The organism is Pseudomonas sp. NPDC087598, assembly GCF_044743525.1.
Classification (GTDB): Bacteria; Pseudomonadota; Gammaproteobacteria; order Pseudomonadales; family Pseudomonadaceae; genus Aquipseudomonas.
On the sequence record NZ_JBIUWQ010000038.1, the window covers coordinates 1 to 24,720 of the forward strand.

Below are 24,720 nucleotides of genomic sequence, written 5' to 3' on the forward strand. Positions count from 1 at the left end.
GCTGCTCCCTTCGGGGATGAACGGTGATGAGGACTTGAACCAGAAGTTCAAGCTCATGGACGACTTCGGCAAGTACCTGGACAAACAGCGACGCAAACGTCGCGAGTACATCTACTGTGGCTCGCTGTACGTGGCGCAGCAGAAGCTCGACATCAAGAACTGGCGCGACAGCCAGCAATCCCCGGGCTTCCTGGCGCCAGAACGCGCCTGGATGGACGAGATTGTCGGCAACATGGGCTATGTCGATGCCCTGCGCGAAGTCAGCCGCGAAGGCGACCAGTACAGCTGGTGGCCAGACAACGAACAGGCCGAGATGCTCAATCTCGGCTGGCGCTTCGACTACCAGATCCTGACGCCAGGCCTGCGCCGTTTTGTACGCAGTGCACGCCTGCCACGTCAGCCGCGGTTCTCGCAGCACGCGCCGCTGATCGTCGACTACGACTGGACGCTGACCATCTAAGCGTCCATTCGCAGACAAAAAATGCCCGTATCAAACGATACGGGCATTTTTTTGGTTCATCACGGATTGCCGGGAAAGACGCTCTTGATCTTCATGAAAAAGAATTCGCTATCCCGGTAGCCGTACGCCATCCGCTTGATCACCTTTATTCGATTATTCATTCCTTCCAGCTGACCTGTGTGCATCGGCCAGCGAACCCGGCTTACGATGCCTCGCCAGTATGCCTTTAGCCGTTTGGCAAACTGGATCAGAGCAGGTATTTCGCTTTCTTGAGCATGGCGCAGCCATTGCTTCCATGCCGATCTCCAACTCCAGGCAGTACTCGGCGTCCAGAGCGTTTTGAGTTCAGCCTTCATTAAATAGACCGTCATCAATGCCTGGTTAGCCGCCAGCAGATCCTCCAGGCGAACCTGTTGTTCCGGTGTTTTCAGGTTCTGCGGATTACGCAGAAGCAGCCATCGCGCCTGCTTGATGACCTTTCGGGCCGGTTTGTCATGACGCAGTCGATTGGCTTCGTCGACGCGCACCCGATCAATCACCTCTCGGCCATATTTGGCCACCACATGGAACAGGTCGTAGACCACGCGTGCTTGTGGGCAGTGCTGACGAACCTCCAGATCAAAAGCGGTGTTCATGTCCATCGCCACCGCTTCGATGCGAGCGCAACCCTCTGGCCCCAGCTCTTCGAAAAATGGCCTGACCGCCGCCCGGCTGCGGCCTTCGCCGATCCACAGCACCCGCCGTGTATCCGCATCCAGGACAACGCTGGCATAACGATGACCTTTGAACAGCGCGAACTCGTCCATCACCAAACGTCGCGGTTGCGCCTTTGGCAAAATGCTCAATGCTGCTTGCAAGGCTCGACGCTCCAGCAACCGAACGGTCTCCCAATGCAGCCCAAACATCTGCGCCACGTGCAACGTGGGAAGGCGTTCACAGGCTCGAATGACCGCCTCTGCCAGACGCCGTGTCATACGGGCATAGCGATCCAGCCAACTGACGGCCTCCATGCGTTTACCGCAATCGCGGCAATCAACGCGCCTGAGTAAAACGCTCAGGCGCACCGCACGACCGAGAATGGGTAAATCGCGAATGACTCGCTCGCAATATTCATGCGTGGTTGAACAGATTTTTTGGCACCCGCCACAGGAAGGAAATCGGGTAGCGTGGGGTGTCAGATCAATCTGGAGGGCGTCACCATCAGGCTTGATCGTGACGACAGAAAAGCCCTCCCAAAAAGGAAGGAAAGTATTAATATCGCGCATAAGAACGCCGGTTTGTTAGATGTGTTTGCTCGCACGAACATCATCAACCAAATCGGCGTTCTTGTTTCTGTGTTTCCCGGGATTCCGTGATGAACCATTTTTTTATGCGCTAAACCACGCTAAAGCAGATCAACGATCGCCGGACATGAGCCGCGGATCAGACGGCAACGAAAAACGGCAGTGCCAGGTACAGCTTGATAACGATCACGTTAATGATGTCGATGAAGAACGCACCCACCATCGGCACCACCAGAAACGCAATCTGCGAAGGCCCGTAGCGCTGTGTCACCGCCTGCATGTTGGCGATGGCGGTTGGCGTCGCGCCCAGCCCGAAACCGCAGTGACCTGCTGCCAGTACCGCCGCATCGTAGTTGCTACCCATCATTCTGAACGTCACGAAGATCGCAAAGAGTGCCATGACCAAGGCCTGTACAGCCAGGATGATGAAGATCGGCAACGCCAGAGCGGCCAGATCCCACAATTTGAGCGACATCAAGGCAATTGCCAGGAACAGCGAAAGGCTGACATTTCCCAGCACAGAGACTTCGCGCTCGAACACCTGATACAAGCCCAACGCCGACAACCCGTTACGCAGAACGACCCCGACGAACAGCACGCAGACAAACGTCGGCAACTCAAACGCCGTTCCTTGCAGCAGGCCATTCAAGAGGTTGCCCCCCAGCAGGCTGACGGCGATCAAGGCCAGGGTCTCGATAAACGAAAACGGCGTAATCGAACGCTCCTTGTTCGGCTGCTCAAACCCCTTTGGTAACCGTGGCGTTTCCTGTGGATTGCAGCCCGGCACTTGAACGCGCTTGATCAGCAGGCGAGCCACCGGACCACCAATCAAGCCACCCAGCACCAGGCCGAATGTCGCAGAGGCGATCGCCAGTTCGGAAGCAGATGCCAGGCCGTATTTCTCGCTGAACACCGTGCCCCAAGCAGCACCCGTACCGTGGCCGCCCGCCAAGGTGATCGAACCCGTCAGCAAGCCCATCAACGGATCCAGCCCGAGCATTGTCGCCAGGCCGATGCCCATAGCATTCTGAACGACCAGAAGCCCGGTGACCGCCAATAGAAATATGCCTACGACCCGGCCACCCTTCTTCAGGCTGGCAAAGTCTGCACTCAATCCGATGGTGGCAAAAAATGCCAACATCAAAGGTGTTTGCAGGGAAGTGTCGAAGCGAATCTCAATATCGAAAGTGCGCAACACCAATAAAACCAGAGCAACCACTAAACCGCCCGCGACGGGCTCGGGGATATTGTAATTACGCAAACATGCGACACGTGTAACAAGTCCGCGCCCCAGCAGAAGCACTAAGGAGGCGGCCACAAGTGTTCCATAAAAATCAAACTGCATCATTGGGATTATTCTTGGCTATATATTCAGAGGCGCAATTTTTACCTAACCACGCCCCATGAACCGGCTGATCGTCTCAACACTGATTGCTGTGAAATTCAAGAACCTTCGATGGCCTGAATATATCGAAATATTTCAACAGGAATATAACGTGCGACGACTTTAACAACCACGAAGTCCAATTGCCAAGATAGAGGGCAACACCAAGGCACCGTAGTTGTGACTAAAAGTGTAACCATGTAAATGATGTAACAACTTATGTATCCACTCATCGCAAATAGACTAATCCTACGCGCCAAGGCAATTAATCCAGTTGCAAAAACACAAACGCCCTGACAAGTCAGGGCGTTTATTTTCAACCGCTACGAACTACAACAGTTCCCATGAGGGAGTTTTCGTTGATCGTTATTTGATCAACCGCCAGGTGAACGGATAACGATAAGGAAAACCTTCGTTAGCCTTAACTCCGGCGATGATCGTCAAGACCAGCGCTCCGATGGCCAGCAGACCAAGCAAGAAGAAGCCGATGATCAGCACCATCAGCAACAGGCAGATCGCCGCAGCAATCGCCACGGTGATCTGAAAGTTCAGCGCTTCCTTACCCTGGGCATCAATGAACGGATCCGACTCGCGTTTCATCTGCCACAGGATCAACGGCCCGATCAGATTGCCGAACGGAATCCAGATCCCCAGCAAGGCGGACAGGTGACAAAACATCGCCCATTGGCGAACCTCCTGGCTCGGTTTGGGCAGCAGCTCTTGCTCGTCACTCATCGCGTCCTCCTTGCGGGTTGGAACCTGCTCAGTCGGCCAGTGCAGCCTTCTGCAGTTCGAAAATCTCGTTCATGCCTTTCTTGGCCAGTTCCAGCATCGCGTTCAGCTCTTCAGGCTGGAACGGCGCGCCTTCGGCGGTGCCCTGCACTTCGATGAAACCACCGGTGCTGGTCATGACGACGTTGAGGTCAGTCTCGGCGGCGGAATCTTCAAGATAGTCCAGATCCAGCACTGGCTCGCCCTGATACATGCCAACCGATACCGCACCGATCATTTGCTTGAGCGGGTCGCCGCCTTTCAGGCCGCCGCGCTTCTTGATCACTTTCAGCGCATCGACCAGCGCGACCATGGCACCGGTGATGGACGCGGTACGCGTACCGCCGTCAGCCTGGATCACGTCGCAGTCGACGTACAGGGTCACGTCGCCCAGCTTCGACATGTCCAGCGCTGCGCGCAGCGAACGGCCGATCAGGCGCTGGATTTCCAGAGTGCGGCCGCCTTGCTTGCCACGGCTCGCTTCACGCTGGTTACGCTCGCCAGTGGCGCGCGGCAGCATGCCGTACTCGGCGGTCAACCAACCCTGGCCCTGCCCCTTGAGGAAACGCGGCACGCCGTTTTCGACGCTGACGGTGCAGATGACTTTGGTATCACCGAACTCGACCAGTACGGACCCCTCGGCGTGTTTGGTGTAGTTGCGGGTAATGCGGATCGAGCGAAGCTGATCGGCAGCGCGACCACTTGGACGTTTCATAGGGAATACCTGTACTGGGGACGGAAAACTGCCGAGCATTATAGAGCCCTGCACCGCCACTGGGCACTTGTTAAAAATCCGGACCGACGACCGAGGCCCCTGAACCACGCATTACCGACGGGCTGCAGCCCTTTGTCACACCGTGTGTTTGGGCGCATTCGCCGCACTGCGCTACAATCCTGCGCCTTTGCTGCCAGTCGGCTTAAATTCATTCATATCGCGCCCGCGGAACTGCAGTTCCGCGCCGATCTGCATTGCGAGGTCACCGCCATGGTGCACAGCATGACCGCCTTCGCCCGCGTCGAAAAAGCCGGCGTCCAGGGCACCCTGAGCTGGGAACTGCGCTCGGTCAACAGCCGCTATCTGGAACCGCACTTGCGCTTGCCGGAGTCGTTTCGCGACCTCGAGGGCGCCGTCCGCGAAGCCCTGCGTCAGGGCCTGTCGCGAGGCAAACTGGAATGCACCCTGCGCTTCACTGAAGAAAGCACCGGCAAGCCGCTGCAAGTTGATCGTGAGCGCGCCGCGCAACTGGTCGCCGCCGCCGAGACCGTTGCCGGGCTGATCAAGAATCCGGCCGCGCTGAACCCGCTGGAGGTGCTGGCCTGGCCTGGCGTGCTGGTTGCAGATGCAAGCGATCCGCAAGCGCTGAATGCCGAAGCCCTCGCCCTGTTCAATCAAGGCCTGAAAGATTTGAAAGCGGGCCGCGAGCGTGAAGGTTCGGAGCTGGCTCGACTGATCAACGAACGCCTGACATCCATTGAAGAAGACGTCGTGACCCTGCGTGAACTGGTACCGCAGATGCTTGCGACCCAGCGTCAAAAGGTTCTCGACCGTTTCGCCGACATGAAGGCCGAACTGGATCCGCAGCGTCTGGAACAGGAAATGGTCATCCTCGCGCAAAAAAGCGACGTGGCCGAAGAGCTGGATCGTCTGAGCACCCACATCATCGAAGTTCGCCGGGTACTCAAGTCCGGTGGTGCGGCCGGGCGTCGCCTCGACTTCCTGATGCAGGAACTCAACCGCGAAGCCAACACACTGGGCTCCAAGGCCTTCGACCCGCGCAGCACCCAGGCCGCCGTCAACCTCAAGGTGTTGATCGAGCAGATGCGCGAACAAGTGCAGAATATTGAGTAAGGCAACAGACATGACCCACAGCACCGGCACCCTGTACATCATTTCCGCGCCATCGGGCGCGGGCAAAAGCAGTTTGGTCAAGGCTTTGACCGATGCCAATCCGGAGATTCGCGTATCGATCTCCCACACCACCCGCGCCATGCGCCCGGGCGAAGTGGATGGCGTTAACTATCACTTCGTCTCCCGCGAAGAGTTTGTGAAGATGGGCGAGCACGGCGACTTCCTCGAGCGCGCCGAAGTCTTCGGCAACTTCTACGGCACCTCGCAAAGCCGCCTGCAGCAAACTCTGGACGAGGGTCACGACCTGATTCTGGAAATCGACTGGCAAGGTGCCGAGCAAGTGCGCAAGCTGATGCCGCAGGCACGTTCGATCTTCATCCTGCCGCCATCGCTGCAAGCCTTGCATCAGCGCTTGACCAACCGCGGCCAGGACAGCGACGAGATCATTGCCGGCCGGATGCGCGAAGCCGTCAGTGAAATGAGCCACTATGTCGAGTACGACTACCTGATCATCAACGACGATTTCGGCCACGCGCTGGACGATCTCAAGGCGATTTTCCGCGCCAATCAGCTGCAACAGAAGCGCCAACAGGTACGTTTCGGCAAATTACTGGCCGAATTGCTCGGCTAATCAGTACTTCCCAAAACCGCTGCAAGGGCTTTACATTGGCACTTGCGGCGCGTTGAAGGGCTTGGTTAAAAAATCAGCGCTTCCCTAATCGCTGGTGATTTTTTAAACTGTTGAGTCCGCTCGCCCAACCGGGCAGCGCGCATCTTGCATTCGCTCCGAGGAATACCATGGCCCGCGTAACCGTTGAAGACTGCCTGAACCACGTGGAAAACCGTTTTGAGCTGGTCATGCTCTCTACCAAACGTGCCCGTCAACTGGCCACCGGCGGCAAAGAGCCACTGGTTCAGTGGGAAAACGACAAGCCTACCGTAGTAGCGCTGCGTGAAATCGCTGAAGGCCTGATGAGCTACGAGTTCATCGCCAACGCTGAAATCGTCGAAGACGAACCGCTGTTCGCAGCGTTCGAGGACGAGTCCAACGAGGCCGTCTAAGCCTATGCCTGGTCGACGTAGCACGGCGCGGGGTCACAGCGAACGGCAGGAGTCATCATGCCGAGCATAGACGCCCTCGCCGATCGCTTATCGACCTACCTCGGCAATGACCAGGTCAATCTGGTCCGCCGAGCGTATTTCTACGCCGAACAAGCCCACGACGGTCAACGCCGCCGCAGTGGCGAGGCGTATGTCACGCATCCTCTTGCCGTGGCCAATATTCTTGCCGACATGCACATGGACCATCAGAGCCTGATGGCGGCGATGCTGCATGACGTGATCGAAGACACCGGTATCGCCAAAGAAGCGCTGCAAGCGCAGTTCGGTGAAACCGTGGCCGAACTGGTCGACGGGGTCAGCAAACTGACCCAGATGAATTTCGAGACCAAGGCCGAAGCTCAGGCTGAAAACTTCCAGAAAATGGCCATGGCCATGGCCCGCGACATTCGCGTGATCCTGGTCAAGCTCGCCGACCGCCTGCACAACATGCGCACGCTGGAAGTGCTGTCCGGCGAAAAGCGCCGGCGCATCGCCAAGGAAACCCTCGAGATCTACGCGCCCATCGCCAACCGGCTGGGCATGCATGCCATTCGTATCGAATTCGAAGACCTCGGCTTCAAGGCCATGCACCCGATGCGTTCGGCGCGGATCTACCAGGCGGTCAAACGCGCCCGGGGCAACCGCAAGGAAATCGTCAACAAGATCGAAGAATCCCTCGGCCATTGCCTCGCAATCGACTGCATCCTGGGTGAAGTCAGCGGTCGCCAGAAACACCTCTACTGCATCTACAAGAAAATGCGCGGCAAACGTCGGGCCTTCAACGAGATCATGGACGTCTATGCGTTCCGGATCATCGTCGACAAGGTCGATACCTGCTACCGCGTGCTAGGCGCTGTGCATAATTTGTACAAACCGTTGCCGGGGCGCTTCAAGGATTACATCGCGATCCCCAAGGCCAACGGCTATCAGTCGCTGCACACGACATTGTTCGGCATGCACGGCGTACCGATCGAGATCCAGATCCGTACCCGCGAAATGGAAGAGATGGCCAACAACGGCATCGCCGCCCATTGGCTGTACAAATCCAGCGGTGACGAGCAGCCGAAAGGCACTCACGCCCGTGCCCGCCAGTGGGTCAAAGGCGTGCTGGAAATGCAGCAACGCGCCGGCAACTCGCTGGAATTCATCGAGAGCGTGAAGATCGACCGGTTCCCGGACGAGGTCTACGTGTTCACGCCCAAAGGCCGGATCATGGAGCTGCCGAAAGGCTCCACGGCGGTCGACTTTGCCTACGCGGTACACACCGACGTCGGCAACAGCTGCATCGCCTGCCGGATCAACCGCCGCCTCGCGCCGCTGTCCGAGCCGCTGCAAAGCGGCTCCACGGTCGAGATCGTCAGCGCGCCCGGCGCGCGGCCGAATCCGGCCTGGCTCAACTTCGTGGTCACCGGCAAAGCGCGCACGCATATCCGCCATGCACTGAAACTGCAACGCCGCTCGGAGTCCATCAGCCTTGGCGAACGCTTGCTGAACAAAGTGCTCAACGGTTTCGACAGTTCGCTGGAGAAGATCCCGGCCGAACGCGTCAAGGCGATGCTCACCGAGTACCGCCTCGAACTGATCGAAGACCTGCTCGAAGACATTGGCCTGGGCAACCGCATGGCCTACGTCGTCGCCCGCCGCCTGCTCGGCGAAGGCGAACAGTTGCCAAGCCCGGAAGGCCCGCTGGCGATTCGCGGCACCGAAGGTCTGGTCCTCAGCTATGCCAAATGCTGCACGCCGATCCCGGGCGACCCGATTGTCGGGCACCTGTCGGCGGGCAAAGGCATGGTCGTGCACCTGGACAACTGCCGCAACATCAGCGAAATCAGGCACAACCCGGAAAAATGCATCCAGCTCTCGTGGGCCAAGGATGTCACCGGCGAATTCAACGTCGAACTGCGCGTCGAGCTGGAACACCAACGCGGCCTGATCGCGCTGCTGGCCAGCAGCGTCAACGCGGCGGACGGCAATATCGAGAAAATCAGCATGGACGAACGCGATGGTCGCATCAGCGTCGTGCAACTGGTGGTCAGCGTCCACGATCGTGTGCACCTGGCCCGCGTGATCAAGAAGCTGCGCGCCCTGACCGGGGTAATCCGCATTACCCGCATGCGTGCATAACTCACATCTAACAAGGAGTCATACATGACCAAGACTGTTATCACCAGCGACAAGGCCCCGGCTGCCATCGGCACCTACTCCCAGGCAATCAAGGCTGGCAACACCGTCTACATGTCGGGCCAGATTCCTCTGGACCCAAAAACCATGGAACTGGTTGAAGGCTTCGAAGCCCAGACCGTCCAGGTGTTCGAGAACCTCAAAGCCGTAGCCGAAGCGGCCGGCGGTTCGTTCAAGGACATCGTCAAACTGAACATCTTCCTCACCGACCTGAGCCACTTCGCCAAGGTCAACGAGATCATGGGCAAATACTTCGACCAGCCATACCCGGCCCGCGCCGCCATCGGCGTTGCTGCCCTGCCAAAGGGTTCGCAGGTTGAAATGGATGCCATTCTGGTCATCGAGTAATGCGCACGGCGCGGCCTTCAAACGCCGCGCCGACTGCTCAGCAAGACAAGGTTTTGAAAGGATTCCACCATGCGCAAAGCGCTAGCTCTCCCGCTGCTCGCCATTTTCCTCGGCGGCTGCGCCAGCAACCCTGCCGATCGTGACATCAGCGGCACCTGGATCAACCAGGTGGCGATCGATGCCGCAGCCAAGGGCGGCCCCCTGCGCGAAGCGCTTCAGGCCTACGGCCCGAACCTGGAGTGGGACGTCAACACCAAGGCCAGCCAGGCCCGCTACACCAACGGTTTTGAGAACGTCGAAGGACGGCTGCTGGGCGAACAGTCCGGCGCCTGGAAAGTCGACTTCTATGGCAGCTCCGCCAGCGAGCTGAAACGTGATGGCGGACAACTGCAACAAGCTGCCAGCGACAACGAACCGGAGCAAGTCTTCGACCGCGCGCAGATCCCGGTGCCGGAAGGCGCGCCAATCGGCGCCAGCTTCGAACGCGCGCTGTATTCCGCCTACATGGGCGGCAGCTGGAAAATCGCCAGCGGTCAGGGTGAAGGCAACACCGTGCAGTTCCAGGCCGACGGCCAGGTCTCCGGTTTGCCGGGGGCCGACCGGTATGCCCTGTGCCTGGCAGGTGATTGCGCGTCGATGAGCAGCACCAATGACAACATGTGGCTGCAACTCAACGGGCAGGGCAATGCCTACATCTTTGCGCGCAAGGGCAAGGAACTGGAGATTTTCCAGGCGGTGAACACGGCACTGGCTGATGAAATGCCGCAGTACACGCCGGGCGAGCGCAAGTGGTTGCTCGAGAAGCAGTAACCCGCCTCTGAAACCACTGAAGATCAAATGTGGGAGCGAGCCTGCTCGCGAAAGCAGTGTGTCAGCCAAAGCAATGTTGTCTGACACACCGATTCGCGAGCAGGCTCGCTCCCACAGTAGTTTTTGGGGTGTCAGGGAGTCAGGGAGTCAGCATTTACCTTCGAGGATCGCCGCGTAGCCCTCGCGATAGCTTGGGTACGTTGGCATCCAGCCAAGGCCCTTGGCCCGCGCATTGCTGCAACGCTTGCTGCCAGTGCGCCGAACGCTGGCATCTTCCGCCCATTCGGTAACGCCCAGATATTCGCGCAGCCAGCCCACCACTTCGGCCAACGGCGCCGGTGCATCGTCGACGCCGATGTAGAAATCCTCCAGCTTCACGCCCTGCCGAGCCTTCTCCAACAGGAATGCCAGCAACCCCGCCGCGTCATCGGCATGAATCCGATTGCCATACAGCGGCGGATCAACGGCCACTCGATAACCTCGACGCACCTGAGTCAGCAGCCATTCACGGCCAGGGCCATAGATTCCGGTCAGACGCAGAATGCTCGCCGGGATGCCGCTCTTGAGCGCTACCTGCTCGGCTTCGAGCATCAATCGCCCGGAATAACCGGCAGCGACGGTCTCTGAGTTCTCATCCACCCACTCGCCATCCATCTGCCCATAAACGCTGCTGCTGGACACAAAGATCAGCCGCTCCGGCACCTGGCCGTAATCGTCCAGCCAGCTCAGTACGTTCTGCAGGCCCTGCACGTAAGCCGCGCGATACCCGGCTTCATCGTGATCAGTGGCAGCCGCGCAGTACACCAGGTAATCCACCGCCCCCACCGGCCAGGTCGCCGGGCAGTCTTCATTGAACAGGTCACCGGCAACGCCAATGACGCCATCGGGCAGGCGTGAAACGTCCCGGCGCAGGCCGTGAACTTCCCAGCCAGCAGCCAGTAATTGCGTGGCCAGACGACTGCCGACATCACCACAACCGGCAATCAAAACAGAAGGCGCGGACATCAAAAAACTCCCATCGGAAAGCGACAGACTAGCCCCGACAGATGACGAGCGGCTAGCAATCAAGGAAAAAAAGATACTCTATTACTTTTGTTAACAAGAATTACTTGCAATAATGCACGCCACTTTTGTTCTCGGCCTTACGAGGCCTGGAAGAGCATCTACGTTTTTCTATCTCAGGTCCGGCCAGCATGACACGCAATCAAACTCCCGCTTCGCCAACCAAACGACCTCGCGCCTTTAGCGCGGTGGCGGCACTGTTGCTCAGCCTGATGCTGGCACCGACCGCCGCTTTCGCCGACGCTCAGGCGCCGGCCACCCCGGCAGCCACCGAACAACACGCACCTGCTGCTGACGCGCCAGCCGCTGCTCCGGCCGCCACCGATCCAGTGCAAGCTGTCGATGCGGCCGACGTCCCTGAAGTTCTCGAAGCCGACAACACTCTGGGCATGGCCCACGACCTGTCGCCATGGGGCATGTACCAGAACGCCGACATCATCGTGAAGATCGTGATGATCGGTCTGGCCATCGCGTCGATCATCACCTGGACCATCTGGATTGCCAAAGGCTTCGAGCTGATGGGCGCCAAGCGTCGTCTGCGTGGTGAAATCGCCGCCCTGAAGAAAGCCACCACCCTTAAAGAAGCCAGCGCCACCGCGGGCAAGGAAGGCACCCTCGCCAACCTGCTGGTGCACGACGCGCTCGAAGAAATGCGCCTGTCGGTCAACAGCCGCGAGAAAGAAGGCATCAAGGAACGCGTCAGCTTCCGTCTCGAGCGCCTCGTCGCCGCTTGCGGTCGCAACATGAGCAGCGGCACCGGCGTCCTCGCCACCATCGGTTCCACCGCGCCGTTCGTCGGCCTGTTCGGTACCGTCTGGGGCATCATGAACTCCTTCATCGGCATCGCCAAAACCCAGACCACCAACCTTGCTGTTGTAGCGCCCGGTATCGCTGAAGCGCTGCTGGCCACCGCACTGGGTCTGGTTGCGGCGATTCCTGCAGTAGTGATCTACAACGTCTTCGCCCGCTCCATCGCCGGTTACAAGGCGCAGGTTTCCGATGCCTCGGCAGAAGTTCTGCTGCTGGTCAGCCGTGACCTCGATCACCAGCCTGAGCGCAGCTCGCAACCGCACATGGTGAAAGTGGGGTAATCGGCCATGGGCCTGCATTTGAAAGAAGGCGCAGACGACGATCTGGCCGAGAACCACGAAATCAACGTCACGCCGTTCATCGACGTGATGCTGGTGCTGTTGATCATCTTCATGGTGGCCGCGCCATTGGCCACCGTCGATATCAAAGTCGACCTGCCTGCCTCGACCGCCAAACCGGCGCCGCGGCCGGAGAAACCGGTGTTCCTCAGCGTCAAGGCTGACCAGCGCCTGTTCCTCGGTGAAGACGAAGTGAAGCCTGAAACACTGGGCGCCACCCTCGACGCCCGCACCAAAGGCAAGAAAGACACGACGATCTTCTTCCAGGCCGATAAAGGCGTGGATTACGGCGACCTGATGAGCGTGATGGATAACCTGCGCTCTGCCGGTTACCTGAAGGTTGGCCTGGTCGGACTCGAGAGCGCGGTCAAGAAATGATCACGACGCGCCATAAGCTGACGCGTTACAGCGGTAGCCTGGCCGTGGTGCTGGGCGTTCATGCGCTGGCCATCGCGCTGGCGCTGAACTGGACCGCCCGCCCGCCCATCGAATTGCCGCCGCAGGCAATGATGGTCGAGCTGGCACCGGTTCCGGCCCCGCCACCGCCTGCACCGCCAAAAGTCGTCACACCGCCACAGCCACCGGCTCCGGTTGAAGAGTTGCCGATTCCGAAACTGGCCGAAGCACCGAAAGCCGAAATCGCGGTGCAGAAGCCTAAACCGAAGCCCAAGCCTCAGCCGCCGAAGCCAGTCGAGAAGAAGCAGCCTGATCCGCCGAAGGAAAAACCTTCCGAGGAAAAACCGGCCGACACCCAACCGACTCAGGCGCCAACGGAGAAATCCGCCCAGCCTGCGCCAGGCCCGTCGCCTGCACAAATGGCCGCCAAGGCCAGTTGGCAAGGCACCCTGCTCGCGCATCTGGCCAAGTACAAAAAGTACCCGGCCAGCGCCCAGGCACGGGGCAAGGAAGGTCTGAACCGCCTGCGTTTTGTGGTCGATGGCGAAGGTAATGTGTTGTCGTTCGAACTGGTGGGCCGCTCCGGCAACGCCGATCTGGACCGGGCCACCCTGGAAATGATCCGCCGCGCACAACCGCTGCCCAAGCCACCGGCCGATATGCTGAACAACGGCTCGATCGAAATTGTTGCGCCGTTTGTTTACTCGCTGGAACGTCGCCGCTAAGCAACACTGCAATACCCTGTGGGAGCGAGCCTGCTCGCGAAGAGGTCGTGTCAGTCAGCACATGCTTGTCTGACCCACCGCTTTCGCGAGCAGGCTCGCTCCCACAGGGGTTATGTGGCGACGGTTAAATCGAGATAAAGGCACCGAAAGGTGCCTTTTGCATATCTGTACGCGGCAAACGGGCATTGCCCGGTGTCGCACTCCTCCCTCAGTCTGATAACGTGCGTCTATCGATTGCAGCCGGTATGCTTGGCCCGCATCTTCATGGACGCTTGCTATGACTCTCACAGAATTACGCTACATCGTTACCCTCGCCCAAGAGCAGCACTTCGGTCACGCGGCCGAGAAGTGCCACGTCAGTCAGCCGACCCTCTCCGTGGGCGTGAAAAAGCTTGAAGACGAACTCGGTGTGCTGATTTTCGAGCGCAGCAAAAGCGCCGTACGCCTGACCCCGGTCGGCGAAGGCATTGTCGCCCAGGCGCAAAAAGTCCTCGAGCAAGCCCAAGGCATCCGCGAGCTGGCCCAGGCCGGCAAGAATCAACTGACCGCCCCGCTGAAAGTCGGCGCCATCTACACCGTCGGCCCGTATCTGTTCCCGCACCTGATTCCGCAACTGCATCGGGTCGCCCCGCAGATGCCGTTGTACATCGAAGAAAACTTCACTCACGTTCTGCGCGACAAACTGCGCAACGGCGAACTCGACGCGATCATCATCGCCCTGCCGTTCAACGAAGCCGACGTGCTGACCCTGCCGCTCTACGACGAACCGTTCTACGTCCTGATGCCGGCCCAGCACCCGTGGACGCAAAAAGAAACCATCGACGCCGGCCTGCTCAACGACAAGAGCCTGCTGCTGCTCGGCGAAGGCCACTGCTTCCGCGATCAAGTGCTGGAAGCCTGCCCGACCCTGACCAAGGGCAACGACGGCGCCAAGCACACCACGGTCGAATCCAGTTCACTGGAAACCATTCGGCACATGGTCGCCTCCGGCCTGGGCATCTCGATCCTGCCGTTGTCGGCGGTGGACAGCCATCACTACGCCCCGGGCGTGATCGAAGTGCGTCCGCTGTCGCCGCCGGTGCCGTTCCGCACCGTGGCCATTGCCTGGCGCGCGAGCTTCCCGCGGCCGAAAGCCATCGAGATCCTCGCCGACTCCGTTCGCCTGTGCTCGGTGGCCAAGCCAGCGGCACCGGTTACGGCCGGTTAAGCGAGCGTCATGACTGAGTTGTCGCAAGTGTCGGTGACGGCACTCAAGGGTGTCGGCGAAGCCATGGCCGAGAAATTGGCCAAGGTCGGCCTGGAGAATCTCCAGGACGTGTTGTTCCACTTGCCGCTGCGCTATCAGGATCGCACCCGCGTGGTGCCGATCGGTGCACTGCGGCCGGGACAGGACGCCGTGGTCGAAGGCACCGTCAGCGGCGCCGACGTGGTCATGGGCCGGCGGCGCAGCCTCGTCGTCCGTTTACAGGACGGCACTGGCGGCCTCAGCCTGCGCTTCTACCACTTCAGCAACGCGCAAAAAGAAGGCCTCAAGCGCGGCACGCGGATTCGCTGCTACGGCGAGGCCCGGCCCGGCGCGTCCGGCCTTGAAATCTACCACCCGGAATACCGCGCCATCACGGGCGACGAACCACCACCGGTGGATGAAACTCTGACCCCGGTCTACCCGCTCACCGAAGGCCTGACACAGGCGCGGCTGCGTCAGTTGTGCATGCAGACCCTGGCGATGCTCAAGCCTGCCACCCTGCCCGACTGGCTGCCGACCGAACTGGCCCGCGACTATCAACTGGCGCCACTGGCCGATGCGATCCGTTACCTGCACAACCCGCCTGCCGATGCCGATGTCGACGAACTCGCCCTCGGTCATCACTGGGCGCAACATCGCCTCGCCTTTGAAGAGCTGCTGACACATCAACTGTCGCAGCAGCGCCTGCGTGAAAGCATGCGTTCACTCCGTGCGCCGGCCATGCCGAAAGCCACAAAACTGCCGCCGAAATACCTGGCCAACCTCGGTTTCAAACCGACCGGCGCCCAGCAACGGGTCGGCAACGAAATCGCCTACGACCTCAGTCAGCACGAACCGATGCTGCGGCTGATTCAGGGCGACGTCGGCGCAGGCAAAACCGTGGTCGCCGCCCTCGCCGCGCTGCAAGCACTGGAAGCTGGCTATCAAGTCGCGCTGATGGCGCCGACCGAGATTCTCGCCGAACAACACTTCATCACCTTCAAGCGCTGGCTCGAACCGCTGGGCATTGAAGTCGCGTGGCTAGCCGGCAAGCTCAAAGGCAAGAATCGTGTCGCGGCGCTGGAACAGATCGCCAGCGGTACGCCGATGGTGGTCGGCACCCACGCACTGTTCCAGGACGAAGTGCAGTTCAAGAACCTCGCGCTGGTGATCATCGACGAACAACACCGCTTCGGCGTCCAGCAACGCCTGGCGCTGCGGCAGAAAGGCGTCGGCGGGCGCATGTGTCCGCACCAGTTGATCATGACCGCCACACCGATCCCACGGACGTTGGCCATGAGCGCCTACGCCGACCTCGACACTTCGATCCTCGACGAACTGCCGCCCGGGCGAACCCCGGTCAACACTGTGCTGGTCACCGACACGCGCCGCGTCGAAGTCATCGAACGCGTGCGCAGTGCCTGCGCCGAGGGCCGTCAGGCCTATTGGGTGTGCACGCTGATTGAAGAGTCGGAAGAGCTGACCTGTCAGGCCGCCGAAACCACCTTCGAAGACCTCACCGCGGCCCTCGGCGAGCTGAAAGTCGGGCTGATTCACGGGCGCATGAAGCCTGCGGAAAAAGCTGCGGTCATGGCCGAATTCAAGGCCGGCAACCTGCAACTGCTGGTCGCCACCACGGTGATCGAAGTCGGCGTCGACGTGCCCAATGCCAGCCTGATGATCATCGAAAACCCCGAGCGCCTCGGCCTCGCGCAACTGCACCAGTTGCGCGGCCGGGTCGGTCGGGGCAGCGCGGTCAGCCATTGCGTGCTGCTCTACCATCCGCCGCTGTCGCAGATCGGCCGTCAGCGGCTGGGCATCATGCGCGAGACCAACGACGGTTTTGTCATCGCCGAAAAAGACCTCGAACTGCGCGGCCCCGGCGAAATGCTCGGCACCCGCCAGACCGGTCTGCTGCAATTCAAGGTCGCCGACCTGATGCGCGACGCCGACCTTTTGCCGGCCGTGCGCGATGCCGCGCAAGCGCTGCTGGAACGCTGGCCGACGCACGTCAGCCCATTGCTCGACCGCTGGCTGCGCCACGGGCAGCAATACGGCCAAGTGTGAGCACCGTCGCAGTTTCTGACAGCTCGTTCCGACAGAGCTGGTTATACTCCTGCAATTGTTTCAAAAACGGATACAGACCATGACCGAAGCTGCTCTCGCCCCCGAATCTCCGCACGCTCCGTCTGTAATTCGGCTGCTGCTCAACAAGCTGGGCGTCGCCTACGAAGAAGTGCTCGACCACCACGGCCTCAATGCCTCGCGCAAAGTGCAAGCCGTGTTGCTGGACGACGCCGTTGGCGCCCTGATGGTGCTGTTCCCGCAGAGCCAGTTGCTGGATCTCAACCGCCTCGCCGAACTGACGGGCCGTCGCCTGACCGCCGTCTCGACCGAGCGCCTGGAAAAGATGCTCGGCAAACACAGCCTGAGCCTGCTGCCGGGCCTGCCGGCACTGACCAGTTCGCCGTGCCTCTATGAAGAAAGCCTGCTGCGCGAACCGACGTTGCTGATCAACTCCGGTGAGCCGGGCCTGCTGCTGGAAATCGCCAGCGAAGACTTCAAGACCATGCTGACCAAGGCCAGCGCCGCCAACTTCGGCGAAGCTCTGAGCAGCATCCGTCCCAACCTCGACCGCCCGGACGACGACCGCGAGGAAATCACTCAGGCCGTGCAAGCGTTCACCGCGCGGCGCATCCAGCAGCGTCTGGAAGCGACCATCGAGATTCCGCCACTGGCGGAAACGGCACAAAAAATCATCAAGCTGCGCGTCGACCCCAACGCGACCATCGACGACATCACCGGCGTGGTCGAAACCGACCCGGCGCTGGCCGCGCAAGTGGTGAGCTGGGCGGCGTCGCCGTACTACGCCTCGCCGGGCAAGATTCGTTCGGTGGAAGACGCGATCGTTCGCGTGCTGGGTTTCGATCTGGTGATCAATCTGGCGCTGGGCCTGGCCCTCGGCAAGACCCTGAGCCTGCCCAAAGACCACCCGCAACACACCACGCCGTACTGGCAGCAATCGATCTACACCGCCGCCGTCATCGAAGGCCTGACCCGCGCCATGCCGCGCGCCCAGCGCCCGGAAGCTGGCCTGACCTACCTCGCCGGCCTGCTGCACAACTTCGGTTACCTGCTGCTGGCCCACGTCTTTCCGCCGCACTTCTCGCTGATCTGCCGTCACCTGGAGGTCAACCCGCACCTGTGCCACAGCTACATCGAGCAACACCTGCTCGGTATCAGCCGCGAACAGATCGGCTCGTGGCTGATGCGCTACTGGGACATGCCGGACGAGCTGGCCACCGCCCTGCGCTTCCAGCACGACCCAGGCTACGACGGCGCCTACGCCGAATACCCGAACCTCGTGTGCCTGGCCGTACGCCTGCTGCGTGGTCGCGGGATTGGCTCGGGACCGGATGAAGACATCCCCGACGCCCTGCTTGAACGCGTCGGCCTGAGCCGCGACAAAGCCAACGACGTCGTCAGCAAAGTCCTCGAAGCCGAAGTCCTGCTGCGCGAACTCGCTTCGCAGTTCAGCCAGGCCTAAACGCAAACAGACCCGCTCCCCAAGGATCACCAAAATCCCTGTGGGAGCGAGCCTGCTCGCCAAGAATCCAACCCGGTCTACCTGACTCAACACAACCCCTTGTGGCGAGGGAGCTTGCTCCCGCTCGGCTGCGCAGCAGTCGCAAAACAGCCGGCAGGGTGTGTCAGGTAAAACTCGGTTTTCAGGATTTGGGGCCGCTCCGCAGCCCAGCGGGAGCAAGCTCCCTCGCCACAAAAGCTCTTCTCATCAAGACTCGGCTCAAGCCTTCGGCTTGGCCTTTCTCGGCTTCAAATACTTCATCAGCCCCTGAAACCACATCACCAGTGCCGGGTTGCCCTTGATCTGGATCGACTTGTCCTGAATCCCCTGCATGAACGCCAGTTGCTTGTTCTTCGCCTGCATCGTGGCAAAACCATACGCAGCATCTTTAAAGGCAATCGCAAACGCAGGCTCGGCATACGTGCCGGACTTGCTGGTGATCCGCTGATCCTTCACGAGGAAATGCCGCGCCACTTTCCCGTCCAGGGTCTGTAGCTGGAACACCAATTCCTTGTCACCCAACTGCTGCTGGAACGCAGGATTTTTCCGACTGGCCTTACCCATCAACAGACCCAGCATCCACAGTAGAAAACGAAATTTCATGCACACAGCCTCAAAAGGAAAATGAACGGCCGGGGCAGTGTAGCGACTTCGCGCCATAACGCCACTATCCAATACCGTTAGAAGACGATCCCCCGTTTTCCCCGCACGATGACCGCCAAGTCACACTTTCAAAGCAACGTCCTACACCACCAGACACACATTTCTGTAGGAGCTGCCGAAGGCTGCGATCTTTTGATCTTCCACCCCGCAAATCTATGGGAAATTTCCTGCAACCCGCAGGGCTGTTCATGAACTAGGCGCTTTGGATGGTTATCGATAGCCTCAGTGCGTCACCGAAGAACGGTGACTCGGATGTGCAAGTCCGAATCTCGGGGCAAATCAATTTAACTGCTCAGGATTTACACCGATGACCGACGAAACATTCGCCTCCGATGCAACCTCCCCCTACGAATCCCCCAACTCAAAGAAATTCCACGAAGCCGCCGAGCGCGCCCTCGACCACCACTTCAAACCCGCCGTCGAACCCCGAGCCAAACGCCAGGGCGGCCTCTTCAGCCTCTCCCCCGGCACCGACGCCGAAGCCCTCATGGCCAATGCCTCGGAAGACCTGCTGTCGATCAGCGTCATCGCCTCCGACCTGGCCGACGACCTCGAAGGCTCACGCCGCTCAGTGGCGCTGGCCTTGAGCAGAATGGCGGACGGAGTGCGATTGATGGTGGAAGGCATGCTTGATCACATTGAAGTGCGGAGTACGCCGACCAAGCCGTGAGGCGATTTGCGGATGCAAAAAGGGGACGTTAAGTCCCCTTTTTGATGAACCTCTAAAAACCCAGACACAAAAAAGCTGCCAATCACGGCAGCTTTTTTGAGAATCCGAAACCGTCAGCCAGCCAGTCGACCGACAGGTTCAAAATCAATGCCTTTGGACAGTGCGACATCCAGAAAGCGGCTGCGCTTACCGGAACGCTTGGCCAAAACTTCACGAGCTTCAGCCTGGAACCGGGCAGCCATCATAGGCTTGGGTTCATGCTTGGACTTTTTCATGGAAACCTCTCGGGTCTCGAAATTTGACTGGATAGCCCTATCTGACAGCGCTACCGGCCTCCGCGATTCTTGGACATGGATAACCAATGGCAATTTGAAGGTCGAGAGTAGCGACATTTGAAAGATTTTGAATAGCCGCCAGAAACACTCTGATATTGATTATCTGATCGAAGCAAACAGCACCACAGCTCAGTGGCGGATCGAGATGTCTGGGTTAAAAGGGACGGTGACTCCCCTTCTTATCAGCCCGTGTTCACCACTGACACGTTCTCTCAGGTGAGACATCCATATTGAAATCGTGCTTGAACGAGTACTTTTTTTCAGACTTGTAGTTTTTATACGTCATCGAATCAACACGACCACCCTGAGTGACCATTTGATACTCACCTGCCAGCGCGCCGTCAGTCACCTCTGTCCAGGTAGTCGTGTACTGATAGGGACGCCCATATACCAATTCTTCTTGTTCAGTATCGCGATGAACGAGGCCAATAGTCTCCTTGGATTTACTGTACTTGACGCCAGCACCGCTCCATTTGGTAGCAGAGTCAAAATAGGTTCTGAATTCAAAATTGATATTTTTACCTTCCTGCGAGCGGAAGCAATAAACGCTGGTAATGACTTCACTGAAGGCCGTCGACGGCAACACCAACATCAGCAATAAAAGCAATTTTTTCACAAATCCCTCTCACCCAATTTTTCTGAAAAGCCAACTCGGCCTCGACAGCGCACGGCGTCAACTAAAGCGAGTAATCCATCACTTCTTTCAACTGCCAACACTGCCCACGCTCAAACCGATACTCGAAGACATAGTCGGTATCCGGCTTCTGCAGGATTGCAGTCGCTTTGTTGCCCCGCTCTTCCTTGACGGTCAACGTCAGGCCCTGGGCCTCTCGCTTTGCCAGATCCGGAATGATTGGAAACTTGAGTTCATCACCGCTGAGGCTGCGCTTTTGCAGCTCCGGCTCGGGATCGCCCGCTACCGTCGTGACCATCTGCAGTGGCTGCTGGACGAAGGCTTTTTGCACATCCGCGTGTTCGGAAAACGTCGCGAGGAACACTGAAAACTCGGGTGAAGGACAAGCAGCACTGGTCACGCCGTCGTTGGTTTTGGGCGACTTCTGGCGCAGGTCCTGTTGATGCTTTGAATCGGCAATGATCTTTGCATCGAGGTCTGCCAGACGCTTTTTGATACTCGCCGCATCCTTGTAGGCGCACACAACATTGACACCGTTTTCAAGGTCTCGACCGTCGCGGCAGTCCTGCAACTCGGGGTCTGGTGGATCACCGCGAAAAAAACGCAACGACAACTGCTCGCCCTGCTTGATGAGTGGCAATTCCAGCGTCCAATAGGTGTAGCCTTCGAAACCACCGTTTGACTCTTTTTGCCTCATGAGCACGTACAAGGACTTCCCCGCTCGCTCAGGGAATTTGCGTTCAAAGAAAAACACCGATGTGACTTCATCACCTATGAGCGGCGCCACAAACGAGAGTTCTGGCTTCGTGGCATTCATCGTCGTGTAAAAAACCTCACCACCGGGGACGTAGGCACCTGTCGTCTGACCTTTGAGCGTGTTCTTCAAGAACAACACGGTGATCTTCTGCTCGCCCACCGATGCCACCACCGGCGGATGCATTTGCTCGATGGTTTGCAGGTCATTAGCCGTTGCCGGTGGCGCGGTAAGACCGATGATCGATACGAGCATGCACACACATCTTGAAAACCTGGTCACTTCCATTACTTCCTTGTTGATCGACGAATTGATCAATCTTCAATAACTAGCGCGAGGGCATCACGATGATTTGGTGGCGCCACATTTCAGCTCTTTGATTTGCTCGTTCTGAATCGGAATCACGCAGGCCAGCCGCTTCTCCCCGGGCGCGCTGCGTTCGGTCAGGCTGAGCGTTACGTGTAACCCATCCTCGGCGAACGCATGATCCTTGAAACCCGCATCGGCATAGTCGCTCCAGAACGTTTTGCCATCGAAGCTGCAAAACTGTCTGGCAGACAGCACTCTCCAGTTGCCGTCGGGCGCGAGGATCTGAACAGTCAGGCAAGGATTGCTGAAGGTACTAACGTAGCGAGCCACGACATCGCCGTAGCGTTGAGAGGCAGATTGAGACACTAAACTGATATTGGGCACATCACTTGGTCGATCAGAGGCGATAGCGTCCAGATAACCAGCACGCTCAAGACTTATCCGTGCCACACACAAGCTGACCATCAAGGACTGTGCTTGAGAGCCAGGTTGGACTTCTGTGGCTTCCAGCAGGCACGTTGTGTCGCGCAACTTGAGCCAGGCACGTTGTGAATCTTTGGCGATCGCCATGAAAGCCTTGGCTTCTGCTGGGTCTTCTGCTCGCTCAGACGCGAAGCGCGCCATCAGTTTTTTGTAACTGGCATTCAGTTTAGCGTCGGCCGCCTTACCTTCGGCTTCAACGCATTCAAGGTATTGCCAGCTCACTGTAATGACTTTGCAAGTGTCCTCAGCGAACGCGGCTGAAGCGAACAACAACCCAAAGGACAACGCGATAAAGCGCACCAACCTGTTCAATTTTTCATTCCCTGATGTGCAGTTCGCTCAATGACTCGTCGCGGAATCTTCTGTGCCTTGCCAGCGGCTGCCATTGCTTCGCCGTACTCGCGGTAATAACGCTGTGCTTCGTCTTTCTTGTTCAATCGCCACAGTGAATCCGCGATGTTCAGCATCAGCACCGTGCGCTTGCCGACCGCCTCAACACCGCGATAAAACTTCAGCGCCAGTTCATCTCTACCGCCCTCGGCCAGGTAAAAACCCAGGTCGTTGTAGGCCTGAACGTTTTGCGCCGGGGGATGGCAGGCCATGTAGGATTCGGGGCTTAAAAAGTCCAGGCTGCCTTCGATGGAGTCAGCGCGGGACTGCGCAGTTTTAATCGTCGAGATGTATTTCAACCAGTCCTTTGGGGACTGCGTTTCCAGGGTGGGTGTGAGGACTTCGCCATCGTCCGAAAACCACTGATTACCCACCCATTTGCCGAGACAAAAACGAGGAGAGCGCTCAGCCAGCACGCAACCGGTCTCCATCGAAATCACATCGCAATGCTGTTGCGACACCAGTTTTTCTTCTTGATTCTCATCAGACAACATGCCGAAGACGACCGGGTCGAGCAACAAGGTTTTCTTGTCAGGGCTGAGCCAATCGGAGTGTCCATCGGCGCCAACGTCGGCGCTGAAGACTGGGAAGGTTTTGCCATTGGCGGTGAACCATGCAGTCGTCGAATCCACACCGGGCAACGTCCATTTCGTCGCCCGAAACGTCACAGTATTTCCGTTCACGCCTACTACTGGCGGATCCTCGGCAAAGGCACTGGCGGTGGCCAACAGACTGCCGAGCAACACCCACTTAACGCTGGCCATATTCAATCCTTTTTACCGCCGGGCTTGGAGATTGCAGCTGTCTTTTGCTAACCCCATACGCCTCAATCAGCTCCTCCCAGGAACCCTTCGAACCAAACGAACGCTGGGTATTATCGAAGCTGTATTGCTCCAGTCGCCCGGCCGTCGAGTAATACCCGTGCCACTCCGGGCAGGCACCGCAACCGCCGTAACCACCGATTGAAACTAGGCTGCCCTTGCTGCCCGTCACGCAATCCATCGCCACCACCACGTTGCTCAGCATCTTCGTCTTCGCACCGTCGGAGGTACGTTGCAGAACTTTGCCGACATCTCGCCGCAGCACCTTGCCGCCGATGTTGATCGTTTGGTCTGAGCAGACCGCGATCAGGTGGGTTTCCGCGTCATCCACTGCCACCGATCGGCAGGACGACACCAACACCACTTCAACCCCGCCACACTGCATGACATCGCGCTGGGTGTAGGCATCCGCCGGCGCTGCAAACGCAGGCGCGCAGAGCAGCAACACGAGGCTGCCCGCGAGATAAAACTGATTCATCGAGAATTCCCTTTCGCCGTTAACCGGCCTGTTTTTCCGTCAGGCATTTTGCGTAGCCATCGGCGAACCTGGCGTCGAAGGACAACGCCACCGGCTCGTCCAGTTCCGCCGAGGTGTTGAGTAATATGCGTGTCGCCGGGGTGTATTTGACCCAGCCAATGGTCCCGGTGCCGTTGGTGTCGAAGAACAATTGGGCGCACACCATTTCTCCGTCGTCCTCATCAATCAGCAGATTGACCTTGTCCTTGCCGACATACTGAAACGGGAAGTTGCTGCTCCTGACCAGTTCAGTCAGGTAGCCGTAGCAACTGACTTCACTGGCACTCGCGGGCATAGCGAAAGGCAAAAGCAGCAACACGCTTAGCACGCTGCGAATGAAAAAACGGTTCATCCCAACATCCTTATTCAAGCGGCGGCGATTCCGCGTCGGTCATCGTCAGCAGGCGGAATTCGTTGTTCACAAATTCGTAGTAACGATCCCGATTGACGCTTTCCAGCGAATTGCCCTGGGCGTCTACTTCACCATCGAGGGAAATCCCGGTGATGAAGATCAAGCGGCTGTCGGGGTGGTAGAGCATGGCGAACGTGCTGCCGTCGTAGGCATTCGGCAGCCCGCCGACCACTTCTCCGGTGCGCGCATCGAGCACTTCGGCGCAGATGGCACCGCCGCCACAACCCAGTGGGTTGATGATGTAGTGGCCGGCGAAGTTGACCTTGCCTTTCAGGGCATTCGCTCGCGCACTGTCCATCACCGGGTTGCTGTTTTCCTGCGGCACCAGCGCAGGGTGAGTGCCGGTGAAGACCGGGGTGACGGTGTAATCCTTGAAATCCGGGTCGGCGGCGCAAGCCATGGA

27 protein-coding genes and 1 pseudogene are annotated in these 24,720 nt (G+C 58.8%); 14 read left to right on the forward strand and 14 right to left on the reverse strand.

The genetic code is table 11. The annotated features are described in order from the left end of the window. Positions 1 to 460, forward strand: a pseudogene (gene crc, locus ACIOWE_RS19640) (catabolite repression control protein Crc); the annotation flags it as partial. A gap of 59 nt (positions 461 to 519) precedes the next feature. Here the strand turns inward: crc and ACIOWE_RS19645 are convergent. The 4 genes from ACIOWE_RS19645 to rph form a co-directional block, all read right to left on the reverse strand. After that, positions 520 to 1,725 carry an ISL3 family transposase gene (locus ACIOWE_RS19645; protein WP_401394753.1) on the reverse strand — a complete coding sequence of 402 codons (1,206 nt, stop codon included), beginning with the start codon at positions 1,723 to 1,725 and terminating at the stop codon, positions 520 to 522. A gap of 157 nt (positions 1,726 to 1,882) precedes the next feature. Continuing rightward, on the reverse strand, positions 1,883 to 3,091 hold the full coding sequence (gltS, locus tag ACIOWE_RS19650; protein ID WP_401394755.1) for a sodium/glutamate symporter: 1,209 nt from the start codon (positions 3,089 to 3,091) through the stop codon (positions 1,883 to 1,885). A gap of 402 nt (positions 3,092 to 3,493) precedes the next feature. Further along, positions 3,494 to 3,862, reverse strand: coding sequence for a DUF4870 domain-containing protein (locus ACIOWE_RS19655; RefSeq protein WP_201236303.1), 369 nt, complete (start codon positions 3,860 to 3,862; stop codon positions 3,494 to 3,496). Positions 3,863 to 3,890: 28 nt separating this feature from the next. Further along, positions 3,891 to 4,613: a ribonuclease PH gene (gene rph, locus ACIOWE_RS19660; RefSeq protein WP_003229494.1), complete on the reverse strand. Its 723-nt coding sequence runs from the start codon at positions 4,611 to 4,613 to the stop codon at positions 3,891 to 3,893. A 270-nt stretch (positions 4,614 to 4,883) separates the two neighbouring features. Here rph and ACIOWE_RS19665 point away from each other — a divergent pair, with 270 nt between their 5' ends. The 6 genes from ACIOWE_RS19665 to ACIOWE_RS19690 all read left to right on the forward strand — a co-directional run bounded on the left by ACIOWE_RS19665 (position 4,884) and on the right by ACIOWE_RS19690 (position 10,187). Continuing rightward, a complete protein-coding gene (locus tag ACIOWE_RS19665) occupies positions 4,884 to 5,747 on the forward strand; it encodes a YicC/YloC family endoribonuclease (protein WP_103302951.1) in 864 nt (287 codons plus the stop codon). Positions 5,748 to 5,757: 10 nt separating this feature from the next. Beyond that, positions 5,758 to 6,378: a guanylate kinase gene (gene gmk / locus ACIOWE_RS19670; RefSeq protein ID WP_201236302.1), complete on the forward strand. Its 621-nt coding sequence runs from the start codon at positions 5,758 to 5,760 to the stop codon at positions 6,376 to 6,378. 167 nt (positions 6,379 to 6,545) lie between these two features. Further along, entirely contained in the window at positions 6,546 to 6,809 is a 264-nt protein-coding gene (gene rpoZ, locus ACIOWE_RS19675) for a DNA-directed RNA polymerase subunit omega (RefSeq protein ID WP_007894670.1), read from the forward strand. Positions 6,810 to 6,866: 57 nt separating this feature from the next. Next, positions 6,867 to 8,972, forward strand: coding sequence for a bifunctional GTP diphosphokinase/guanosine-3',5'-bis pyrophosphate 3'-pyrophosphohydrolase (spoT, locus tag ACIOWE_RS19680; RefSeq protein WP_401394760.1), 2,106 nt, complete (start codon positions 6,867 to 6,869; stop codon positions 8,970 to 8,972). A 24-nt stretch (positions 8,973 to 8,996) separates the two neighbouring features. Then, the gene (locus tag ACIOWE_RS19685; protein ID WP_003229509.1) at positions 8,997 to 9,377 is read left to right on the forward strand and encodes a RidA family protein; all 381 of its coding nucleotides are present in this window, start codon (positions 8,997 to 8,999) and stop codon (positions 9,375 to 9,377) included. Positions 9,378 to 9,446: 69 nt separating this feature from the next. Further along, positions 9,447 to 10,187, forward strand: coding sequence for a hypothetical protein (locus tag ACIOWE_RS19690; protein ID WP_201236301.1), 741 nt, complete (start codon positions 9,447 to 9,449; stop codon positions 10,185 to 10,187). A 147-nt stretch (positions 10,188 to 10,334) separates the two neighbouring features. On the opposite strand, the gene ACIOWE_RS19695 is transcribed toward ACIOWE_RS19690, so the two are convergent. Next, entirely contained in the window at positions 10,335 to 11,192 is an 858-nt protein-coding gene (locus ACIOWE_RS19695) for an SDR family oxidoreductase (protein WP_401394763.1), read from the reverse strand. A gap of 188 nt (positions 11,193 to 11,380) precedes the next feature. Here ACIOWE_RS19695 and exbB point away from each other — a divergent pair, with 188 nt between their 5' ends. The 6 genes from exbB to ACIOWE_RS19725 all read left to right on the forward strand — a co-directional run bounded on the left by exbB (position 11,381) and on the right by ACIOWE_RS19725 (position 18,290). Continuing rightward, on the forward strand, positions 11,381 to 12,340 hold the full coding sequence (gene exbB, locus ACIOWE_RS19700; RefSeq protein ID WP_401394766.1) for a tonB-system energizer ExbB: 960 nt from the start codon (positions 11,381 to 11,383) through the stop codon (positions 12,338 to 12,340). Between the two features lie 6 nt (positions 12,341 to 12,346). Further along, positions 12,347 to 12,775: a TonB system transport protein ExbD gene (gene exbD / locus ACIOWE_RS19705; RefSeq protein ID WP_103302606.1), complete on the forward strand. Its 429-nt coding sequence runs from the start codon at positions 12,347 to 12,349 to the stop codon at positions 12,773 to 12,775. Beyond that, on the forward strand, positions 12,772 to 13,518 hold the full coding sequence (locus tag ACIOWE_RS19710; RefSeq protein ID WP_401394769.1) for a TonB family protein: 747 nt from the start codon (positions 12,772 to 12,774) through the stop codon (positions 13,516 to 13,518). The genes exbD and ACIOWE_RS19710 overlap by 4 nt, the downstream gene beginning before the upstream one ends. 277 nt (positions 13,519 to 13,795) lie before the next feature. Continuing rightward, entirely contained in the window at positions 13,796 to 14,725 is a 930-nt protein-coding gene (locus ACIOWE_RS19715) for a hydrogen peroxide-inducible genes activator (RefSeq protein ID WP_103302608.1), read from the forward strand. 9 nt (positions 14,726 to 14,734) lie between these two features. Then, on the forward strand, positions 14,735 to 16,810 hold the full coding sequence (gene recG / locus ACIOWE_RS19720; RefSeq protein ID WP_401394772.1) for an ATP-dependent DNA helicase RecG: 2,076 nt from the start codon (positions 14,735 to 14,737) through the stop codon (positions 16,808 to 16,810). A 79-nt stretch (positions 16,811 to 16,889) separates the two neighbouring features. Beyond that, the gene (locus ACIOWE_RS19725; RefSeq protein ID WP_401394775.1) at positions 16,890 to 18,290 is read left to right on the forward strand and encodes an aminoacyl-tRNA deacylase and HDOD domain-containing protein; all 1,401 of its coding nucleotides are present in this window, start codon (positions 16,890 to 16,892) and stop codon (positions 18,288 to 18,290) included. A gap of 258 nt (positions 18,291 to 18,548) precedes the next feature. On the opposite strand, the gene ACIOWE_RS19730 is transcribed toward ACIOWE_RS19725, so the two are convergent. Beyond that, positions 18,549 to 18,932 carry an SCP2 sterol-binding domain-containing protein gene (locus ACIOWE_RS19730; RefSeq protein WP_401394778.1) on the reverse strand — a complete coding sequence of 128 codons (384 nt, stop codon included), beginning with the start codon at positions 18,930 to 18,932 and terminating at the stop codon, positions 18,549 to 18,551. Between the two features lie 367 nt (positions 18,933 to 19,299). On the opposite strand from ACIOWE_RS19730, the gene ACIOWE_RS19735 reads away from it, so the two are divergent. Beyond that, entirely contained in the window at positions 19,300 to 19,662 is a 363-nt protein-coding gene (locus ACIOWE_RS19735) for a DUF6124 family protein (RefSeq protein WP_401394781.1), read from the forward strand. 113 nt (positions 19,663 to 19,775) lie between these two features. Here the strand turns inward: ACIOWE_RS19735 and ACIOWE_RS19740 are convergent, their stop codons facing one another. The 8 genes from ACIOWE_RS19740 to ACIOWE_RS19775 all read right to left on the reverse strand — a co-directional run bounded on the left by ACIOWE_RS19740 (position 19,776) and on the right by ACIOWE_RS19775 (position 24,717). Further along, entirely contained in the window at positions 19,776 to 19,937 is a 162-nt protein-coding gene (locus ACIOWE_RS19740) for a hypothetical protein (protein WP_185036836.1), read from the reverse strand. A 253-nt stretch (positions 19,938 to 20,190) separates the two neighbouring features. Then, positions 20,191 to 20,613: a hypothetical protein gene (locus ACIOWE_RS19745; protein WP_401394784.1), complete on the reverse strand. Its 423-nt coding sequence runs from the start codon at positions 20,611 to 20,613 to the stop codon at positions 20,191 to 20,193. A 61-nt stretch (positions 20,614 to 20,674) separates the two neighbouring features. Then, entirely contained in the window at positions 20,675 to 21,640 is a 966-nt protein-coding gene (locus ACIOWE_RS19750; protein WP_401394787.1) for a hypothetical protein, read from the reverse strand. A gap of 87 nt (positions 21,641 to 21,727) precedes the next feature. Then, entirely contained in the window at positions 21,728 to 22,489 is a 762-nt protein-coding gene (locus tag ACIOWE_RS19755) for a lysozyme inhibitor LprI family protein (protein WP_401394790.1), read from the reverse strand. Then, positions 22,486 to 23,331, reverse strand: coding sequence for a type IV pilus biogenesis/stability protein PilW (locus tag ACIOWE_RS19760; protein WP_401394793.1), 846 nt, complete (start codon positions 23,329 to 23,331; stop codon positions 22,486 to 22,488). The genes ACIOWE_RS19755 and ACIOWE_RS19760 overlap by 4 nt, the downstream gene beginning before the upstream one ends. Further along, positions 23,318 to 23,866, reverse strand: a complete 549-nt coding sequence (locus ACIOWE_RS19765; protein WP_401394796.1) for a hypothetical protein — start codon at positions 23,864 to 23,866, stop codon at positions 23,318 to 23,320. Before ACIOWE_RS19765 ends, ACIOWE_RS19760 begins: the two co-directional genes overlap by 14 nt. Before the next feature lie 19 nt (positions 23,867 to 23,885). After that, positions 23,886 to 24,257: a hypothetical protein gene (locus ACIOWE_RS19770; RefSeq protein ID WP_401394798.1), complete on the reverse strand. Its 372-nt coding sequence runs from the start codon at positions 24,255 to 24,257 to the stop codon at positions 23,886 to 23,888. 10 nt (positions 24,258 to 24,267) lie between these two features. Beyond that, positions 24,268 to 24,717, reverse strand: coding sequence for a hypothetical protein (locus ACIOWE_RS19775; RefSeq protein ID WP_401394883.1), 450 nt, complete (start codon positions 24,715 to 24,717; stop codon positions 24,268 to 24,270). Between the last annotated feature and the right edge of the window lie 3 nt (positions 24,718 to 24,720).

Excerpts from the sequence above, each read along its gene's own strand:
- ACIOWE_RS19765 (WP_401394796.1), bottom strand. The coding sequence starts at position 23,866 with ATGAATCAGTTTTATCTCGCGGGCAGCCTCGTGTTGCTGCTCTGCGCG.
- ACIOWE_RS19735 (WP_401394781.1), top strand. The coding sequence starts at position 19,300 with ATGACCGACGAAACATTCGCCTCCGATGCAACCTCCCCCTACGAATCC.
- ACIOWE_RS19715 (WP_103302608.1), top strand. The coding sequence starts at position 13,796 with ATGACTCTCACAGAATTACGCTACATCGTTACCCTCGCCCAAGAGCAG.
- ACIOWE_RS19690 (WP_201236301.1), top strand. The coding sequence starts at position 9,447 with ATGCGCAAAGCGCTAGCTCTCCCGCTGCTCGCCATTTTCCTCGGCGGC.
- ACIOWE_RS19750 (WP_401394787.1), bottom strand. The coding sequence starts at position 21,640 with ATGCTCGTATCGATCATCGGTCTTACCGCGCCACCGGCAACGGCTAAT.
- ACIOWE_RS19655 (WP_201236303.1), bottom strand. The coding sequence starts at position 3,862 with ATGAGTGACGAGCAAGAGCTGCTGCCCAAACCGAGCCAGGAGGTTCGC.
- gltS (WP_401394755.1), bottom strand. The coding sequence starts at position 3,091 with ATGATGCAGTTTGATTTTTATGGAACACTTGTGGCCGCCTCCTTAGTG.
- gmk (WP_201236302.1), top strand. The coding sequence starts at position 5,758 with ATGACCCACAGCACCGGCACCCTGTACATCATTTCCGCGCCATCGGGC.
- ACIOWE_RS19725 (WP_401394775.1), top strand. The coding sequence starts at position 16,890 with ATGACCGAAGCTGCTCTCGCCCCCGAATCTCCGCACGCTCCGTCTGTA.
- exbB (WP_401394766.1), top strand. The coding sequence starts at position 11,381 with ATGACACGCAATCAAACTCCCGCTTCGCCAACCAAACGACCTCGCGCC.
- ACIOWE_RS19775 (WP_401394883.1), bottom strand. The coding sequence starts at position 24,717 with ATGGCTTGCGCCGCCGACCCGGATTTCAAGGATTACACCGTCACCCCG.
- ACIOWE_RS19730 (WP_401394778.1), bottom strand. The coding sequence starts at position 18,932 with ATGAAATTTCGTTTTCTACTGTGGATGCTGGGTCTGTTGATGGGTAAG.
- rph (WP_003229494.1), bottom strand. The coding sequence starts at position 4,613 with ATGAAACGTCCAAGTGGTCGCGCTGCCGATCAGCTTCGCTCGATCCGC.
- exbD (WP_103302606.1), top strand. The coding sequence starts at position 12,347 with ATGGGCCTGCATTTGAAAGAAGGCGCAGACGACGATCTGGCCGAGAAC.
- ACIOWE_RS19685 (WP_003229509.1), top strand. The coding sequence starts at position 8,997 with ATGACCAAGACTGTTATCACCAGCGACAAGGCCCCGGCTGCCATCGGC.
- ACIOWE_RS19645 (WP_401394753.1), bottom strand. The coding sequence starts at position 1,725 with ATGCGCGATATTAATACTTTCCTTCCTTTTTGGGAGGGCTTTTCTGTC.
- recG (WP_401394772.1), top strand. The coding sequence starts at position 14,735 with ATGACTGAGTTGTCGCAAGTGTCGGTGACGGCACTCAAGGGTGTCGGC.
- rpoZ (WP_007894670.1), top strand. The coding sequence starts at position 6,546 with ATGGCCCGCGTAACCGTTGAAGACTGCCTGAACCACGTGGAAAACCGT.
- ACIOWE_RS19740 (WP_185036836.1), bottom strand. The coding sequence starts at position 19,937 with ATGAAAAAGTCCAAGCATGAACCCAAGCCTATGATGGCTGCCCGGTTC.
- ACIOWE_RS19665 (WP_103302951.1), top strand. The coding sequence starts at position 4,884 with ATGGTGCACAGCATGACCGCCTTCGCCCGCGTCGAAAAAGCCGGCGTC.
- ACIOWE_RS19760 (WP_401394793.1), bottom strand. The coding sequence starts at position 23,331 with ATGGCCAGCGTTAAGTGGGTGTTGCTCGGCAGTCTGTTGGCCACCGCC.
- spoT (WP_401394760.1), top strand. The coding sequence starts at position 6,867 with ATGCCGAGCATAGACGCCCTCGCCGATCGCTTATCGACCTACCTCGGC.
- ACIOWE_RS19770 (WP_401394798.1), bottom strand. The coding sequence starts at position 24,257 with ATGAACCGTTTTTTCATTCGCAGCGTGCTAAGCGTGTTGCTGCTTTTG.
- ACIOWE_RS19710 (WP_401394769.1), top strand. The coding sequence starts at position 12,772 with ATGATCACGACGCGCCATAAGCTGACGCGTTACAGCGGTAGCCTGGCC.
- ACIOWE_RS19695 (WP_401394763.1), bottom strand. The coding sequence starts at position 11,192 with ATGTCCGCGCCTTCTGTTTTGATTGCCGGTTGTGGTGATGTCGGCAGT.